Raw genomic sequence first — 16,740 nt, 5'->3', positions numbered from 1 at the left:
TGTTCACCACACTTATCGAATACAACAAAAAGCACAACCGTGAATGACGGTTGTGCTCTATTGAAACGAACCCTTGATGAAGGGGGTATTCGATACAGTTACCAGCGTGGCTGGGTGCTGCTTTTGGTTTCTTTATCTATGCCTTCGTGTAGGTCACTCAAAGTGATGCTTGAACGCGATTCTGAAATCGCCTTTAACGAGACATAACGAATCACATTCATGATAGACGCGCCGGATAACGGGTATTTTAATGCCACCTCTTTTAAGTCAACATCCGGGGCCAATTTCGCTTTTGGTGAAAACCCTTTTTGCCATATCGCTAACCGTTGCTGGGACTCTGGCTTAGGAAATTCTATGACGGACTCAAAACGACGAAAAAAGGCTTCATCCACATTGTCTTTGTAGTTGGATGCCAAGATAACCAACCCCGTAAAACACTCGATGCGTTGCAACAGGTACGAGACATTTTGGTTGGCAAATTGATCATTCGAGTTACTGGTTTGAGTTCGCTTGCCAAACACGGCATCCGCTTCATCGAAAAACAGCACCCAACCGTTTTGTTCGGCTAACGTAAATACACGTTCTAAGTTTTTCTCTGTCTCGCCGATGTATTTGGAGTGCACTTGTGACAAATCAACCTTGTAGACGTCTTTCCCAAGTAGTTGGCCTAACACGCCAGCGGTCATGGTTTTTCCGGTGCCAGAAGGGCCATAAAAAAGGGCTCGGTAACCGGGGCGAATTCTGTCGGCCATTCCCCATTCATGACGCAGTGTTTCACCATGTTGTGACCACGCTTGAATATCGTTGAGCTGACGCAGTACTGAATCTGGCAACACGAGCGATTCTAACGATTGCGGCGATTTAACCAGATGGGCAGGGAAGCCAGCGCCTTGTTGCTCAACGTAGTTGCCCCCAACAGTGAGTTCTACTAGGTCCTTTGTAGCAAGAACCAGAGGTATTTTTAGTGGGTTAGATACCGCTTGCTCTGGCATTTGAAACAGCTTAATAACTTCTTTTTCACTGGGTCTCAGCCTGCTCATGTCACCTGAAAGCAGCGAATACATCATAAGCTGTATATTCAATCGTTTTTCAACGCAATCACCACCTAATAAGAACGCCAAGGTTTCACCATTGGCAACGATCAATCCATTATGCTCCGCCCCACCAAATTCAGTATAAGGGCGGTCTATGTTGTCGTTTCTCATCAGCAGAACGTCAAGCACTTGTGGCTTTACCGTGGGCATCAGTGCCAGTGCCAATAAGAGTTGGTCGTCAAAATCAAGCTGATGATTTGCAACAAACTTCGCCAGTGTACCCTCTTGATTCGCTACCTGTGGCGGAGAAATATCGCGAACGCACGCATACCTGCATTCTTGACCAAAATAGAGTTGCAGCCTTGTTTGAATTAGGGTTTCGCACCATTGGGCATAAGCAGACAGCAAGGAAGCGTTAGTGGCTTCTTTGAAGCCTAAACCAATATTCATAGGCGAATCTACCTTGTTGTTTTTATATGAAATGACATCACCATTGATCATCACAGTCTCTCTGATGTTCTATAATTTTTCACTCAGCATACTTATATTAACGAAGTTACTCTTGGTAAAAGTCCTCATACAGTTAGTACAAATACTAAAACAAGTTCAATGATGAAATTTCAATTAACCCTCTTCCTAAATGTCTCTTTCTTAAATTATGAAAAGCCCAACTAGACATACAGTTTTGCACCTGCATTTACCAAAAAAACAACCTCACTCTATTGACATACTAAGAAATGCTCATAAAAACCTAACAAATACCAACTAAACACGTATAACTACCAATCCTAGTTACCCTGTGGCACTTACGATAAAGATAGGTTTCTAAAGGAGAAAAAACATGAGCAATAAACTTATCTATACCGTTAATAAGGGTGATACTTTTTCATCAATAACTGAAAACATAAACAGCGCAATGCCAATTACAGTATCACAGTTTATGAAAGCCAACCCCAATGCCTCCCCAACCGATTTGCAAAGAGGGCAAGAACTCAATATTCCACTTACTTCATCAAGCAGCTATCAACTTTCGCCGAGTGCTGAGATGATGGGATTCTGGTACCCATATACAAGCCCTTCACCAACCAACGCGACATTGAGCATCGCCCTTTATGGTTGGGGACCACAAAAGGTCATCGAATGGGGTAACAGCAACAATGTCAAAGATAACCTTATTGGTGAAAAGTACTTAGCATTCGGTGGAGGAGGAGTAGAAGGAAAATTCACTGGGCAAGTACTGGATGAAATAAATACTGCAATAAAAGAAGAAAAAATTAAGGGTTACCACGGTATCGCATATGATATCGAAATAGCAGACGCAGGCCTAAATGAGCAATTTTCAATGTCATTTAATCTCGCTAAAAAGCTCGGTTACAAAGTATTAGTCACTGTAAGCCATTCTGCCCCTTATGACGACAGCGATCGCGATTCATTAATGAGTTCTTTTTTTGCGAACGAAGATATCGATATACTTTCGCCGCAGCTATATAGTAGTGGTATCGAGCCAGCTAATGACTTTTCCATAACATCAGGCAGCAATATTCGCTGGCAAGACTATGCGAGTGCAAAAGCAAAGATCGTACCTAGTATTGTACACGGTAGTTATTATCCAAACGCAAAACAGAAATTCAAAACGTATGGCGTTGAGTTAGCTGGCTATATTCAGTGGAAAGCAAATTAGTATTGCCCTAATGAGCCAGTATCTTTTTACTGGCTGTTTTTTCACCGTAGTGTTTAGAAATCTGTGTCATTCCAGTAAAAGGGTTGATTAAAGTAGCTGGACTCACATGTGTGGCAATTTCAGTAGTGCCAGTATTCATCGCTCCCCTTTAAAATTTTGGTATACAGTGTTGAGGGTTCAGTATAGCGGGCAGTTCGAAAGCAATTTGCCCCTCGCTAAAGATGCTCGCCTTCACCGTGCTCTTTCCCTTTTACGCTTCCAGAACTGAGCGCACATCAAATTCGCCAATATTCGTGTTTCGGCCTAATTTGGCATAGTCCATCTCCAACGAGCCGTCCTTGTTGGACTTCACCGAGTACAAATATTCCGTCATGTAGGTGGGCAGTGTGCGTATTTCATAGTGCCCTTTCTTTATCGGCTTCTCGGGTACCGGCAAAATCCATTTTCTCAGAGACCCAGCGATGGGTGCATAAGCCCGCTTTAAACAGATTATTGCACACCAAACCCGAGCCATAGCCCCCTACTAGGCATTTGCCCCCAGCTCCCAGTTTACGTTGGTGTTCCGTCCTTTATCCCCCCTTTCGCATCGTCCTCTGTGGCATTAAAATCGACAGCAAAATAGATTGCGCTCCTCAAGGGTTGCTCCACTTGGGTTGCTCTGTGTAGTGCCTACTTCCCAGCGATTTCGCCCTCTAAACAACTAAAACAAGCACTGGATTTTTGACACTTTTGAAATATAACGACAATCTTAAACCCTGCATTAGAAAGTGCCGTTGCTTCGGATTTCGATAAACATTTTATAGGTAATTTGTTGTATTCGCATAGCTGTAGTATCGGCCCACGTAAGCGATCTCAGCTTTCTTGATAGCGGGTATATTTTCGCTGGCTTCCCTAGCCGCCTGAATCATCTTTTCCATGCTCTGCCCTTCCCTCATGGTTGAATTATTTCGCGTGTATTCAGCACGCTAACTAAAACTAGTGGGAGAAATTCAGTGTCACTTGGAATAATCCATGCTGTGTTTGGTAAAAGTTCTCTTATCTATCAATTATTTAAATATGCTTTAATCGATATGTATGACGCTTAATATGGTTAGACGCCCTAGCTAAAGAAGTTAGCCATAAAGAAATTTGCGTCTGCTAGCCCTAGGCTCTCAAGATAGACTATACACAATGATAATAGGGTGTCGCTTCTAAGCTAATTTGTTGACTACGTGCGGTTGTCATGCGTTCTCCCATTGGTGACGCACTGACTTTAGTTCAAGTCACTAGCCTAGAAAAGCTCACTTTCCTGTTTCAAGAGTTCCCTACTTTTTAGATGTAATTGATTGGTTTATTAGTTATCGAAAGACGTTTCTTAGGGTGTCTGTCCCATTAAATTTTTTAGCCTAGAAAAGCCCACTTTCTTGTTTCAAGAGTTCCCTACTTTTTAGATGTAATCGATTGGTTTGTTAGTTATCGAAAGACGTTTCTTAGAGTGTCTGTCCCTCTAATGTTACTTGCAACAAACTGATTGATTAGGCGCATAAACCAACTAACGCAATACAATCGCTCTCGCCAAGTTTCGACGATGCCCTGATACACACGCAATGCTGGTTTGGTCAGTTTATCACCGCGCATTTTTCTTTGAACCATAACGGGAGCCAAATGAAAGGATGTCCATCGTTCAATGACTTGCTGTTGTGTTAGTGCTTGAGCTTTGCCACGGTTCACATGCAGGACAATATGGTAATGATTACTCATCACTGCATAGGCGCACACATCGATGCAAAACACCTTGGCTACCGCATTAATACGCGATTCTACCCACCCTCTTCGGTGTTCGTAGTTGGTTTGGGTGGTGGCATCAAAACCACACAGAAATGAGCGCCTCACACAGCGAGATACGCAATGATAATAGGGTGTGGTTTCTAACCTCCTTTGTTGGCTACGTGCGGTTGTCATGCGTGATCCTTCTTGTGATACGCTGACTTTAGTTCACCCCATTAGCCTAGAAAAGCCCAATTTTCTGTTTCAAGAGTTCCCTACTTTTTAAATGTAATTGATTGGGTTGGTTAGTTATCGAAAGACGTTTCTTAATGCGTTTCTTAATGTGTCTGTCCGACTGATTCTTATCTCATACCTTTTAATCGTTTTTTTTCATTGTTATAGGCTATTTTCCATTGCCTATAACAATAGAGCTAAAGCCCGTTTCAATGGGCTTTAGCTCTCGTTATGGGGCTCTCTAAAACTTGGTTACCCAACTCAACCTATTTTGGTCTGGTTCTGAAATTATAGTACCGTCCTTGTCTATCACGAATTCAGGAGCCAAGCCACCGGTATGAGCTTCAGGTTGTCTTTCAACCTCCTCTATGTCCACAGTTGAAGCCTGTACACCGCCGGTTTTAGAAACACTCCAGCTTCCCATTTCTCCGCTCCCCCTAATGCTAGCCGCTATTTTGACCCCATAGTTACCGTTCTCAAGCGCCCTAACAGCACCCGTCCTGATTTCTACGCTAAGTTCCCCATTCGCCATGTTCCCTTCTTCGAATTCTACATTTGCAGGGGTGTTAAGGTGAGCTGTACTTTCCGCGTTTTTTTGTATTCCAGCTGCATTTACATACGGTCTATTGACATCCCCAGAATCTAAGTTTACCAGTGCGTCTTTTGCCATACCAAGATACTTCTTGTATATTACATCTGAGTTTCTATTTAAGATTGTATCCCACTCTAGATACTCATTAATTTTGAGATATGAAGCTGTCATATTGTTTCTATGGCTATTGTTTACACGATTTATGATAAAATTAGCACCTGTACCAGCATGATTTAGTGCGCCGTGCGCCCCTAGGTCATCCCGTTTAGATGCAATAAAAGATCTCAGTTCATCATATATTGATTGGGCATCCTTTATTTCATTATGAGCTCGACTCTTAATTTTTTCTTCGTAAAAATCATTTATTTCATCAAGTGAAAAATCTACGTCATTGTCTTGATTCGCTAAATTCAAAAAAGCTACCACGTTTTCCGCTTTCTTGCTTTGTATATTTTTGGTTTGTCGTGCCCATGTACCTAAGTTTGGATTCCCTAGTATATTCCTCTGAATAGTATTTTCCGCATTTGAATTTCCTTGAATATGTAAGTGTCCATTTTTATCTGGTTGTTTAGTCTTAGATAATGAATATGGATCCAGTCTACATCTACTTTTTTGACGTTTGTTTATTTGTTCGAACATATATCAAACCTTATTTTAATTGGCTTTGTCGCTTGTTATAGGATGTCTTCAGTTGCCTATAACATCCCACAAACTCCACGCAGTGGAGTTTGCGGGATCGTGGTGGATTTTATTAAAACTATCTCTTTATTAATTTTCCGTATTTATGGCTCTTTAACTGCCTGTTTAACTGTTATTGAGCCACTCCCTTTCAATATTACAAACTATCAATCGCATCCAGTGGCGTACTGATATTTCCAAAGCCCTTTGTAGTTCCTTCAGGTGTCTGTCCCAGTAAATATTTTTTGAACCCTTTAAATTGGATTTTGTCACGAGTTATAATATTTATTCATTGCCCATAACATGATTGAAAAGCCATCAAGGACTTTACCAAGACTATCTCATTATTATTTATGACTCTTTAACATCTTACTGGGTGTTAATGAGTCACTCCCATACATTCCAAATCACCACCTTACCCAGCAGTAAACTCATCCTCTCCATACCACCCCAACAACCCTTTAACCTCACGTCCAAGCGCGCTGTTAAAGCCTTGCTGTAGACTGGCTGGCATGTTCAAAGTTACGCCCCCGCTTGCCCAACTTAGCCAACGTTTAACATACTGTGCGATACCCTTAATGGGAGTACCTTGCTCATAAAGCTGCCGAAGTTTGCTAAAGTGGTTTGCCCAAGTCATCCAAGCGAGTGTTAAATTCCCCTTTGGCTTAGGGGTTATCCTGTATCCCACAAAATTGTCTGGAACAATTTTGAACAGCGAAGCTGGCCCGAAGGGCGTAGGGCAGGATGCCCAGAGTATAAAATCAAACCCTTCATTTTTGATTCTCCCTATATAGGTTTTAAATGGATGCTTAGTTAAGCAGACAGCACTCCCCCCACCCTTACCGCCATTTCCCCTAGCTCGGTGGCATGTTGTTCTAACCTTGGGTCGTCGTTTACTGCTACACCATTAACTTCCATGGTTGGCTCCACCATGCCCATTTTTTGTTGGACTACGTGGCCTAACTCGTGTGGCAGGTGGCTTTCTTGCCCTGGGGCGAGGTAGATGTCTTCCCCTTGTGCGTAAGCGTGCGCCTGAACTTGCGCTGGCTTGTGTGAGTTGTAGTGCACGCGCACCCGTTGCAGATTCTCGCCCGATATACGCTCCATACCTTGGCGCAGGCAAACGGGCAAAGGCTTGGTCGCTACTTTAACGCATGGCGAAGCCGTATTGATTGCTGCGCGTTGCGTCACCCACTTATGGTGATTCACGCCAAACAGTGGCGGGTTTATCCGTTTTAAATATTGGTGTGTTTTCATTGCCTTCGCCTTCCCTGACTGCACTTTTGCTTGTTCTATATTTACTGTATGCCTATTTGCCTTGGTGCTCTTGGTAAAAACTCTTCTGTGTTTGGTATTTTAGGTGTATCAAATAGTCCAAAATAAAAAACCCTCTTCACAAATGGTTGGCTGGTTTCGGTATGAAGAGGGGTAGTAATGAGCCGACTTATCAATACGCTAAGCGTTGATGGCTCTTCGGTTAACTCTGATGAATTACTGGGTTGCGACGACTGCGTTCAAGGCTTTTTCCTCAGCCTCCAGCACTACCTGCGCGACATTGGTGGTACCAAATATTTGCAGTGCCACACTCTCATCTGTGTACGCAACGGAAATGCTTGCGGCTTGCTCATGCAGAGTCACTTCTTTCTGCACATCCAGTTGTAATGTGTTATCGGGTTGGTTTTCTAAACTCATGTGGTTCTCCTTGGTTAATTTCATTGTTTTCTTGCCTTGTGTTGCAAGTCCTTTCCTAAGTAGCCAACGTTACAATGCTTTGTTAGCCACGGATGAGGTAAATCGAGTTACGCCAATGGTGTATAATCGCCTTCCACCCACACATCATTGTTGGCAAATAGGCTTATAAGTTCATGTGGATGCGATTGAGCAAGCTCTAGGAAGCTCGCTTCCCATAGGTTGCGATGCGACTTGACTTTGATCACGTTGTGTATGTCCATCTCCCAGTCTATGGGTAGAAACACGCACTTTTCGGTATCGGTTCCACCGTACACTTTATCTTCAGCAGAAAGACACACTAAACGGCGTTTATTGGTCTGTTTTAGTTCCGATTCGAGAACCAAATAGCTCAGGCAGGATCGTAGCCAGACGGCCATGGTTTTCGGTACGCGTGATGGCCTAAATTCACCCTTATGCATCGCCAGAGACGTGGGGGTTAAGTTGGCATTCTTTTTCAGCGGGCTATTTGGTGAAGTGTCACTGGCCTGTTTTAACGTTTGCAAAACATCAATCGCCATACTTCGGTAAGATATCGTATCGCATTGAGTATCTATCGATTCTGGAGTCGCGCCTCCACTCTTAGGCGAAGTGTCTTTGTTGCTCACCTCGTCGCTAGACATTAATGATGTTGCCATTACTAACCTTGCGAGCACGAGGGCGTTACGGTTCAACCCAATAACATCAATCGTCAGTTCTCCCCTCGTTGGGTGATGACCGAGTTGTTGGTGGGCTCGCCAATCTTCATATTGTTGCTGGGTTTGGCCATCGGTGAGTAGTTCACCGCTTGACGTAAATTGATTTGGAATGTAACTGGGGTCTTGCCAAATAAGAGCCTCAACTTCTACCGACGATTTTTTCTGAGTGGCTTGATAAAACGTGCATGCTTCATCAAAGGGGTACGCAAGACAATTTTGCGGATTAAAACGAATATAATCTCGCGGGTTTTCCTGATAAGGGTTAACCAACATGGGTTGCTCTTGGTTGACATCCACCGCATTTCGCTCTCCCATCACGGGAAATCGACCCGCTTTATGATCGGTACTGCACGCTTGGCAGGTATACACAAGATTCGATTGCTCATACGCTTGCAGGTAGTATGGCGAACAGGTATGGCTGTTGCTCTCTGAGCTGATTTCAACATCCAACAAGGATACCGGTCTAAAATGGCCGACTTCCCCTGCCCCTACTGGCATTAAAAAGCTTTCGCAGTAGCAGCAGCAACCGTTTGAAACCCGTTCAAGGGCATTATATATGTCCGTATTCCCGTATAAAGCAGGATCAAACGCAGCATAGGTAAAGCCAACCACTAGACGGTCACTTTCACAACTAGCAACGTTTTGACCTCGTTGAGTGGTGACGACGAGGTTATTGGTGAGATCAGGCGCATATCCCTCTTTGGCTAATGTTAAACGGTCTGTTTTCGTGAGCGTGTGGTACTTTGGAGCGTCACATAGTCGTTCCACCAGCGCCTTCATCTGTGTGTTGGCCGCCGCTTGTTTAACGTTGAGGTCAGCGCTTAACTCGATGTTAATCGATTCTAAAGGGATCATCGTCTCACCTATTCGATTGATAACGTTTGAGTGGCCGATGTAACGGCAACGTTTTGTTTTTGATCTTGGGTCTTTTCAGGCTTGTTTTTCAATACATTGTTCGAAGGCTCATCGATTCCGAGTCGTTGTTTTTGATAGCTTTGATGTTTGATCATCATTTTCTTCTGCATATCAAGAACAGCCTGTGTAACAGAAGATTGCGTTTCAACAACGTGTTGCTGTTTTTCTCTATGGTTACCGGTCATTTGGCTCTCGTAGTTTTGGTTGAAGTTCACCAATGTTTGCCGAGCGATGTGGTTTAACGTTTCTAGCGGGGCCGTGGGATTATTTGCTGCCCCTGTTGCCTCCAATGAGCTGGACTGCTCGGTTTGGCTGGGCGTATCCCCCTGTGGGTCATACGCTTGCGTTAGCGATGGATGCTGTTTCATCAATTTTATTCTTTGCTTTTCGATGTGGTTTGACGACTGTTTGAGAGAACTATTGATGGTTTTCATCGCGTCGGCAATGACCGAGTCTACGTTCAACATGATTGCTTTAGTACCTATTGGCAATGACATTTCAGCTAACCTTTGCATCGCATCTTGCCTGTCGTAGACGGACGAGCTCTCAGTTTGCTCATCGAAAGCATTGCTATTGTCATTGTTTATCGACACACGCGCGTTCGTTTGGTTCAAGGTATTGGAGTTCATCAACAGCCCCTTAACGTCGATAGTTCTTGAGCCGCAGTCAGGTTGCCAATAGGCAAGTCACTGTAGAGACTGACACAGCCTATTTCGTTGACGTTGACGACAATTTCTCGGTCTGGCAACGTATAAAAATAATGACGGCACTGCCCAGCTTGATTAATATAACTCTCGCTTGGGAGGTGCTCACACAACTGATTTTGTAGTTGCTGTAGATAGCCTTTGGCTTGTTCTTTTAGTTGGTTAACGTGTTTGAAGTCAATGTTCATGCCGATGCAGAGCAACCCGGAAGCCAAACTACTGAAACCCAAATTATTTCCCGATTTGTTCCATGCAATAATGGTGTTTTTTAACCCTGACGGGTCTAACTCATTGCTCACAAGCGGGCAGTCGAGAGTTTCTAACACAACGTCCACTAACTGGTTTACATAACCATCTACGTCTGTTGGTTTTCCACTAAGATGCTTACGAATATGTAAATATAGACAGTAATAACACCCAAACTCCGCCAGCGTTTGTGCTCGCAAAAGCGCCCATTGAGTCGCATCGGTTTTGAGGCTACTTTTGTTTTTTAACGCCAGCTCACTATAGTCCAACGATTGATAGCACTGAATGGTTTCACCCAGCCCAGTCCCCCAACCTAAAGGTATAGTAAGATGATTCTGATTGAAAAACTGATTGACCATGTTCAACTCATCATTGGTCAATAGGTGGTATTGCTTAATTATATTTGAGATCGATCTGCCAACTGCATTATGTGTGTCGATGTTTGATATAAGTGACAACGTATCTTCACTGCTCAGCTCTATCAATTTTCTAATGTCTACGGTTAAATTCGCATGAGGAAGATCGATCACCGACGTGCCCGCTAATCCAACCCCCAGTTGCTCTATCAGCTCATCCTCAGAGTTAAACGATACAATGCTGCTTTGGTTCGTTATGTTCCAATTAATCCATGGTGACGCATTAGGGATTAAGTTCAATAGCAGTTGATTTTTGGTTGTTAGCTGCGTTGTCGATTGCATTAAGGTATCTTCAATTTGGATCGCCATGTCCCACTCCTATTTGCTCACATGTCACTAAAGGCCGTTGGAAAATTCTTGCAGAACTTTGCTTGCACCTTCACCGACATTGGTAAAGTTTGTTGTGCTCTGCTGAACTAAGGTATTCACTTGTTCCAAAATATCGGAGTAGGGCTTTGTTTGACCCGTTGCCAGCATTTGCGATAGTGCCACCCCCATTGCTGTCGTGGCCATGGTGTTGATGTTTCTTAGATTGTCCGTGGCATCCTGTACCGCGATGGCTGAGGATTGTGATATGGACTGAAGCGCTTTGCCTGTCCCCGACGCTTTTATCACATTGCCCGTTAACGTCGCCTCTTGGACTTGGTTGACGGTGTCTACAATTTGAGTATTCACACCTTGCTTGTCTTCCATTGTGATTCTCCTATGTTGAACATTATTGTCGCGCTAGATGCCTTTACTAAAGTGCATAAAAGCCATCCTACGAGCGCTAGACAATCTTATTGATCTTCGTTTGCAAGTTTTTCTTTGCGAGAACAAATAGAGGTTTTTGTTCATCTTTAATGTCTTTTTCGACATCACGACAGGCCAACTTAAACGCTTCTGCTATAGAAGTCTGAGTAATCAATTTATTGGTTTTTCTCAGTTCTACGATGGTTTGGCACGCTAAACTGGAGACGAGTTTTTCTTCCTCGATTTCCAGCTTTTGTAGCTCCAATTTCAGATCTTCCTTCGATTTAGATGGCGGTGGTGGCGCAATTTCTGTTTTCAGTATTTTTGCACAGCTCGCGTTAAGTGCCGCCCCTGCCGAAGTTTGCGAGTTCTGCTGCGCAGTCACAGCATTAAACATGGTCATGCCGAGAGTTTCTGTTCCAGCCACATCAAGCATTCCCATCGCTTGAGATGGCGCGCCGCCTGTAAGTAATGTATGAATTTGACTGACTGAATCTGTTACTTGATCGTTAACTGAACTCATATTTTTCTCCTGATGTTTTTAAGGCGCTTTTAATCCATGCACAATCCCAGACGCGGTGGCATTCAGCATCAGTACGCAACACTGGTTTACACATGCATTTTGGATCGATTGTGAATGCGATTCGTTATTCGCCGCATTTTCCATGATAAGTCCGATAGTATTTGCCATAACGACATCGGTCACCGCCATAGACAATGAAGGTGCGACGGCGATACTTTCTTCATATTGAGCGATCACTGACCCTTCTCCCATGGTTTCAGAAAGGCGATATTAAAGGGGACCTCTAATATCGCCAAAGTCACTAACCTATTGGTAGATCTTGTTTGTACCGACCGCGGCTGATGCAACGTCCATTGCAAACATGGTGTTAACACCCGTCACCAGCGCAGCTTGTGCCGTAACCCCATTATTTTGCTGACTGCTTGTCGCATTGTGAGCGGCATTAGACAAAGCCTGGCTGGTTGCAATCATAAAATTGCCTGTCGCAACCGCTGGTGCATCGCCCAAAACCTTGGTGTTTACTTGTGAAATTGAGTCTGTAATTTGACTGTTTACTGCTGTTGGAAATGCCATAATATCTTCCTTTTTTAACATTTAATTTAATGCGGCTAATGTGCCGCGGGTTTGTCTGCTTGCCGCGATGTCAAAGCTTTGGTAAGTCACTTCGTCAAGTGCTAACCAACGACCTTTTTCGTCGCCACAGCAGTGGACGCAGTGTCGACTGCATACAGAAGGTTTACCCCTGCCGTTGTTACAGCTTGCGCTGTTATGTTTGCTTGTTGCTGTGCTGTAGTTGCATTGTGTGCTGCATTCGCTAGAGCTTGTGAGGTTGCTTGAAATAAGTTACTCATTGCCATAGCAGGTGCAGTCCCCAGCACTTCTACATTCGCTTGTGTAACTGAATCTGTAATTTGACTATTTACTGCTGTCGGAAATGCCATCGTGATACCTCATTCGACTATCATTAACTGCCAAATATTTCTTTCGTTCCAAAGGCGGTGCTTGCAGTGTCAATTGAGTAGAGTGTCGTCACTCCCATGGTCGTTGCCGCTTGCGCGGTGATCGCAGCCTGTTGCTGGGCCATAGTGGCATTGTGTGCTGCGTTTGCTAATGCTTGAGAAGTGGCTTGAAAAAGGTTCCCCATCGACATTGCGGGTGCGTCGCCAAGTACTTTGACGTTGGCCTGTGTGACGGAATCGGTAACTTGGTCATTGACTGCGGTTGGAAATGCCATTTATTTTTCCTTTCTATTTTGATTACAAAGAGTGACTAACTTGTGGGATTTGTTTAACCTAAACCCGCGACTTTCGTCGATGCTGGTGTCAGTATTGATTTGGTCCCGACTGACGTACTTGCCGTATCAATGGAATACAATGTCGTCACACCCATCGTAGTGGCAGCCTGAGCCGTAATAGCGGACTGTTGTTGAGCCAATGTGGCATTGTGCGCCGCATTACCCAATGCTTGTGATGTCGCTTGAAACAAATTCCCCATTGACATTGCAGGTGCATCGCCGAGTACTTTGACGTTTGCTTGAGTAACGGAATCGGTAATTTGGTCATTGACCGCTGTTGGAAATGCCATATTTTTGCCTCGCTTTGGTTGGTCTAAATTGAATATTTTTGTTGCTATCGTTATTTAGTTTGAAATCGGTACGCCTATTAACTCCAAACGATGAAGATATATTAATAAAATCAGATACAAAAAAATTGGTAGCATATCGTTTCAAGTTGGTACCAATCTTCCCACCATTGGTATATCTAATTTTCTATGGACTACTTGACGTTTGAGGTCTGAGATAGCAATAAAGGGTGTGCGAGGTCATCAACCAAAGCGAGCAACTCCCGGCTTGTTTCAGTGTGGGAAAACTGGTCTCTATAGACGCCGGGGCTAATTCCGACCGTTGCTTTAAATTTGCGAACAAAGAAGCTTAAGTCCGAAAATCCAACATCATCACACACTTGAGTCACATGACGATTAGGGTTTTCTGACAGTATTTCCATTGCCTTGACAATACGTAGCCGAAGTAAGACTTGCTTAAAAGACATACCCAAATAGATCTTAAATAAATACGATAGGTGAGATGGGCTGATACAAGCTTGCCCAGCCAGCTCTTCCATGGTGAGGGGGAGTTTGAAGTTGTTATAAAGATAGCTGATGGCTTTATTTAAACTAGGGTGGCTTTTGGGGCTCCCACCCAACCGATTTTCGTTGGTCTCCTGATTGAACATCATTGAGCGTTCGGCTAGAAGTGATGACCCATTAGTGGAACTGATTTGGTTATCTATTTTTAAATACGGCTTCTGCCTCCTTGCGTTTATATTCGTTATATCCGCCGTGCTTTCACTTTTGGACTTCGTACTCACCATGGTTGGAAAACAGTTTAATAAGACCTCGCGATTGATGATGGTAGACTCCGCTTGCATGGCTAATTTGTCGAGACACCTTTTGAGTTGTTTTACGTTAGCGGGCCAAGCGTAACGCCTTAACACTTCCCATGCACAGTCTTGAAAAGATAACTGAGCAATTTGGGGATCCGATTGTTGATACCATTGCACCAGTGCCTCTATATCCGATTCTCTTTCAGCAAGTGTCGGTAACCGTATATTTAAGCAATGGTAGTGTAACCACCTTAGGAACAAGTTGTTTTGATTATCACACTCTCCCTCACCTAGCCCATCTTCTAAAAAGGGCAAGCGAGTTGTACTTGCGATTAGTCGCACGTTTGCATTTAAGCCGTCAAAGCGTGGCCAAATCGCTTTTAATGCTTTGGCATTATCGCTTGTCAGGGTGTCGATATCGGCAATATAGACACTTCCCCCTTGCGCTGCTTTTATCTCTTCCTCTAACTTTTGAGCAAAACTATCATCATTCAGCCACTGGCTGCGAAAGCAAACAAACGGTGCGCTGCTTTTGTCACTGCCTTCGTGGAGTGCGTGAGCCGCCACTCTTTTTCCTGTACCAGTCTGACCAAGAATGAGTACAGGTATTTGGCTTTTTGCCATAGAGGCAAGTCGTTGATGCGTTAATTGTATAAATGTGCTGTCACCTACCCATAAATTCTTAAAGAGTTGGCGCTTCCCTGTCTTTTCCTTCATTCGATTCATCGTTATTTCTCCGTCACCATATGAGTTAAAGAAAAAGGAGTGCGAGTTTATTCTGCTACAACATCCGATAAACCAATCGCACTGCGTCTCTATGGAAAAATTAACGAAATCAGGGGGTAAATAACGGATCACTTTCGGATCACTTAAGACGCCTGATGTAAACTCTTGACCTCATTAGCACGCTCTTGACGTACGTGAACCCGTAATGCCTCCCATATTACTTTGTATTGGAATTGGTAGGCGTCAGCCAGTGGAACAAGAAAGCCAGCAGACACCAACGTATTCAGTTGATGAATACCAGTAAGCCTGCAGCTATCTAGGTATTGGTCTATCTCATCTATATCGATCTTTTGACCAATAGAGACAAGAAAGTACAGCAGTTTGGTCTCTAAGCTATTGAGCGTTGTGATCCGTTTTTGGACCATCTGAACTAATTCCGGGGGTACGGGATGTGGTGACATTAACAAAGCCTTTAGTATTCTAGGGTTTCCTTGAGAACGAGAAATTGCGTTGGCTTTATGAGAGTTAGGGTTGCCATTTATTGGGCAACTAAAAGGGATAGAATCCGCGACGGCAGTCATTGCCGAGTCATCAAGCGATTTCAATGGAATGAGGTAGGCGCTCTGTAACACACACGCTAATGGTGACGAAAGCAACGGGTACGTCGCGGCCAGAAGGATAAAAATAGGAAGGCTCTGTGTGTGCTGTATTAGTCGCTGTACTATCGCAATCTCTCTAGAGTCGAGGTTCTGTAGCCCATCAATCACGAGTATTGCGGTATTTCTTTCCTTGAGGCTTTGAATGAGCACCATTAATGCCAATACGTCAGTATCATTGCGCCTTTTACTCGTTAGCCCCTCTAATGCGGCCGTTTCAGCTCTGCTTAACGGTAACCCCATGAGCTTTAGTAAATGAAAGTAAACCGGCGGTGATTGAACGATTTTATTCAGCGTTAACCGTATCCTGTCATCATCCAGTTTTTCTGAAAGGTTCAACACCACTCGTATCAAATGCGCTAAGAATGGTCTTTCCTTCATCGCACAGACATATAAACTGTACTTTCTGCCTTCATTCGTCGCACGTAGAAAGTGAGAAATTAAATTTGTTTTTCCAACCCCTGAAGCACCATATATACAAGCACTTTGTCGACTTTTTGCCGATAGTTGATGCAGAAGCTGAAGTTGACTTAACTCATAAGTTCGTCCTAAACATGGCGTAATTTCAGGATACTGCTGAGTTGAATACTCCCAAAGTGAGCTAGGCACTTCATCAATAAGCGCCGCTACCGATACGTTAAAAAAATAAGCTAAGCTTGAAACGGTTCTGTATAAAACGTTCTTTCCTGCTTCCGCGCGCTTAATTGAGCCAATCGACACCGAGAGCCTGCGCTCCCTGCACTGCTCGGCTAGCTTCTCTTGACTCAGTCCATTTTTTTCTCAATCGCTTTAGTAAATGGCGATTTAATGGTACACGACCATGTTGTGTATTATTCAACTTTCTCATCCGTTTAGTGCCAAAGAGGGTATAAAACGTGACATAGAAAACCGACACAAATGAAACTGTATTTATATGAGACATTGGCACTATTCCGTTCAAATTATGTTATCTAACATTCATTTAGTAACATTTTCGCTTGACTCGCAATAAGGCATATCACGATCACTATTCAATAATTTTCTCGTTTTATTGGCGATGAATGTTTTATT

20 protein-coding genes are annotated in these 16,740 nt (G+C 43.6%); 1 reads left to right on the top strand and 19 read right to left on the bottom strand.

What is annotated here, in order from left to right:
• Window positions 1-98 precede the first annotated feature (98 nt).
• Complete coding sequence (locus HLM86_RS09650; protein WP_217702153.1) at window positions 99-1,484, bottom strand: ATP-binding protein; 1,386 nt, start codon at window positions 1,482-1,484, stop codon at window positions 99-101.
• A gap of 391 nt (window positions 1,485-1,875) precedes the next feature.
• Here HLM86_RS09650 and HLM86_RS09645 point away from each other — a divergent pair, with 391 nt between their 5' ends.
• The gene (locus tag HLM86_RS09645; protein WP_076588832.1) at window positions 1,876-2,715 is read left to right on the top strand and encodes a LysM peptidoglycan-binding domain-containing protein; all 840 of its coding nucleotides are present in this window, start codon (window positions 1,876-1,878) and stop codon (window positions 2,713-2,715) included.
• Window positions 2,716-2,965: 250 nt separating this feature from the next.
• Here the strand turns inward: HLM86_RS09645 and HLM86_RS09640 are convergent, their stop codons facing one another.
• The 18 genes from HLM86_RS09640 to HLM86_RS20100 form a co-directional block, all read right to left on the bottom strand.
• The gene (locus tag HLM86_RS09640) at window positions 2,966-3,229 is read right to left on the bottom strand and encodes a hypothetical protein (RefSeq protein ID WP_217702152.1); all 264 of its coding nucleotides are present in this window, start codon (window positions 3,227-3,229) and stop codon (window positions 2,966-2,968) included.
• A 938-nt stretch (window positions 3,230-4,167) separates the two neighbouring features.
• Window positions 4,168-4,656, bottom strand: a complete 489-nt coding sequence (locus tag HLM86_RS09635; protein ID WP_170882704.1) for a transposase — start codon at window positions 4,654-4,656, stop codon at window positions 4,168-4,170.
• A 280-nt stretch (window positions 4,657-4,936) separates the two neighbouring features.
• On the bottom strand, window positions 4,937-5,926 hold the full coding sequence (locus HLM86_RS09630; protein WP_170882705.1) for a hypothetical protein: 990 nt from the start codon (window positions 5,924-5,926) through the stop codon (window positions 4,937-4,939).
• A gap of 454 nt (window positions 5,927-6,380) precedes the next feature.
• Window positions 6,381-6,653, bottom strand: coding sequence for a hypothetical protein (locus HLM86_RS09625; RefSeq protein ID WP_170882706.1), 273 nt, complete (start codon window positions 6,651-6,653; stop codon window positions 6,381-6,383).
• 125 nt (window positions 6,654-6,778) lie between these two features.
• Entirely contained in the window at window positions 6,779-7,222 is a 444-nt protein-coding gene (locus HLM86_RS09620) for an eCIS core domain-containing protein (protein ID WP_170882707.1), read from the bottom strand.
• A gap of 234 nt (window positions 7,223-7,456) precedes the next feature.
• Entirely contained in the window at window positions 7,457-7,657 is a 201-nt protein-coding gene (locus HLM86_RS09615; RefSeq protein WP_170882708.1) for a hypothetical protein, read from the bottom strand.
• Window positions 7,658-7,764: 107 nt separating this feature from the next.
• A complete protein-coding gene (locus tag HLM86_RS09610) occupies window positions 7,765-9,246 on the bottom strand; it encodes a hypothetical protein (protein WP_170882709.1) in 1,482 nt (493 codons plus the stop codon).
• A gap of 8 nt (window positions 9,247-9,254) precedes the next feature.
• On the bottom strand, window positions 9,255-9,935 hold the full coding sequence (locus HLM86_RS09605; RefSeq protein WP_170882710.1) for a hypothetical protein: 681 nt from the start codon (window positions 9,933-9,935) through the stop codon (window positions 9,255-9,257).
• A complete protein-coding gene (locus HLM86_RS09600; RefSeq protein ID WP_170882711.1) occupies window positions 9,935-10,981 on the bottom strand; it encodes a hypothetical protein in 1,047 nt (348 codons plus the stop codon). Before HLM86_RS09600 ends, HLM86_RS09605 begins: the two co-directional genes overlap by 1 nt.
• 27 nt (window positions 10,982-11,008) lie before the next feature.
• Window positions 11,009-11,365: a hypothetical protein gene (locus HLM86_RS09595; protein ID WP_076588841.1), complete on the bottom strand. Its 357-nt coding sequence runs from the start codon at window positions 11,363-11,365 to the stop codon at window positions 11,009-11,011.
• Window positions 11,366-11,441: 76 nt separating this feature from the next.
• Window positions 11,442-11,927: a RebB family R body protein gene (locus tag HLM86_RS09590; RefSeq protein WP_076588842.1), complete on the bottom strand. Its 486-nt coding sequence runs from the start codon at window positions 11,925-11,927 to the stop codon at window positions 11,442-11,444.
• Window positions 11,928-11,945: 18 nt separating this feature from the next.
• Window positions 11,946-12,164, bottom strand: coding sequence for a RebB family R body protein (locus HLM86_RS20320; RefSeq protein WP_217702151.1), 219 nt, complete (start codon window positions 12,162-12,164; stop codon window positions 11,946-11,948).
• 69 nt (window positions 12,165-12,233) lie between these two features.
• Window positions 12,234-12,500 carry a RebB family R body protein gene (locus HLM86_RS09580; protein ID WP_076588844.1) on the bottom strand — a complete coding sequence of 89 codons (267 nt, stop codon included), beginning with the start codon at window positions 12,498-12,500 and terminating at the stop codon, window positions 12,234-12,236.
• A gap of 101 nt (window positions 12,501-12,601) precedes the next feature.
• Window positions 12,602-12,868, bottom strand: coding sequence for a RebB family R body protein (locus HLM86_RS09575; RefSeq protein ID WP_076588845.1), 267 nt, complete (start codon window positions 12,866-12,868; stop codon window positions 12,602-12,604).
• 23 nt (window positions 12,869-12,891) lie between these two features.
• Window positions 12,892-13,161, bottom strand: coding sequence for a RebB family R body protein (locus HLM86_RS09570; RefSeq protein ID WP_076588846.1), 270 nt, complete (start codon window positions 13,159-13,161; stop codon window positions 12,892-12,894).
• Window positions 13,162-13,214: 53 nt separating this feature from the next.
• Window positions 13,215-13,511 (bottom strand): RebB family R body protein, encoded by a 297-nt coding sequence (locus HLM86_RS09565; protein ID WP_076588847.1) that lies wholly within the window; start codon window positions 13,509-13,511, stop codon window positions 13,215-13,217.
• A 191-nt stretch (window positions 13,512-13,702) separates the two neighbouring features.
• On the bottom strand, window positions 13,703-15,034 hold the full coding sequence (locus tag HLM86_RS09560; protein ID WP_170882712.1) for a helix-turn-helix domain-containing protein: 1,332 nt from the start codon (window positions 15,032-15,034) through the stop codon (window positions 13,703-13,705).
• Window positions 15,035-15,177: 143 nt separating this feature from the next.
• Window positions 15,178-16,410, bottom strand: coding sequence for an AAA family ATPase (locus HLM86_RS20100; protein ID WP_175579602.1), 1,233 nt, complete (start codon window positions 16,408-16,410; stop codon window positions 15,178-15,180).
• Window positions 16,411-16,740 lie beyond the last annotated feature (330 nt).

The organism is Vibrio ostreicida, assembly GCF_013074385.2.
In the GTDB taxonomy this organism is placed as follows: domain Bacteria; phylum Pseudomonadota; class Gammaproteobacteria; order Enterobacterales; family Vibrionaceae; genus Vibrio; species Vibrio ostreicida.
The sequence above is the reverse complement of the archived record's forward strand: the minus strand, read 5'-3'. Positions and strand labels throughout refer to the sequence as shown.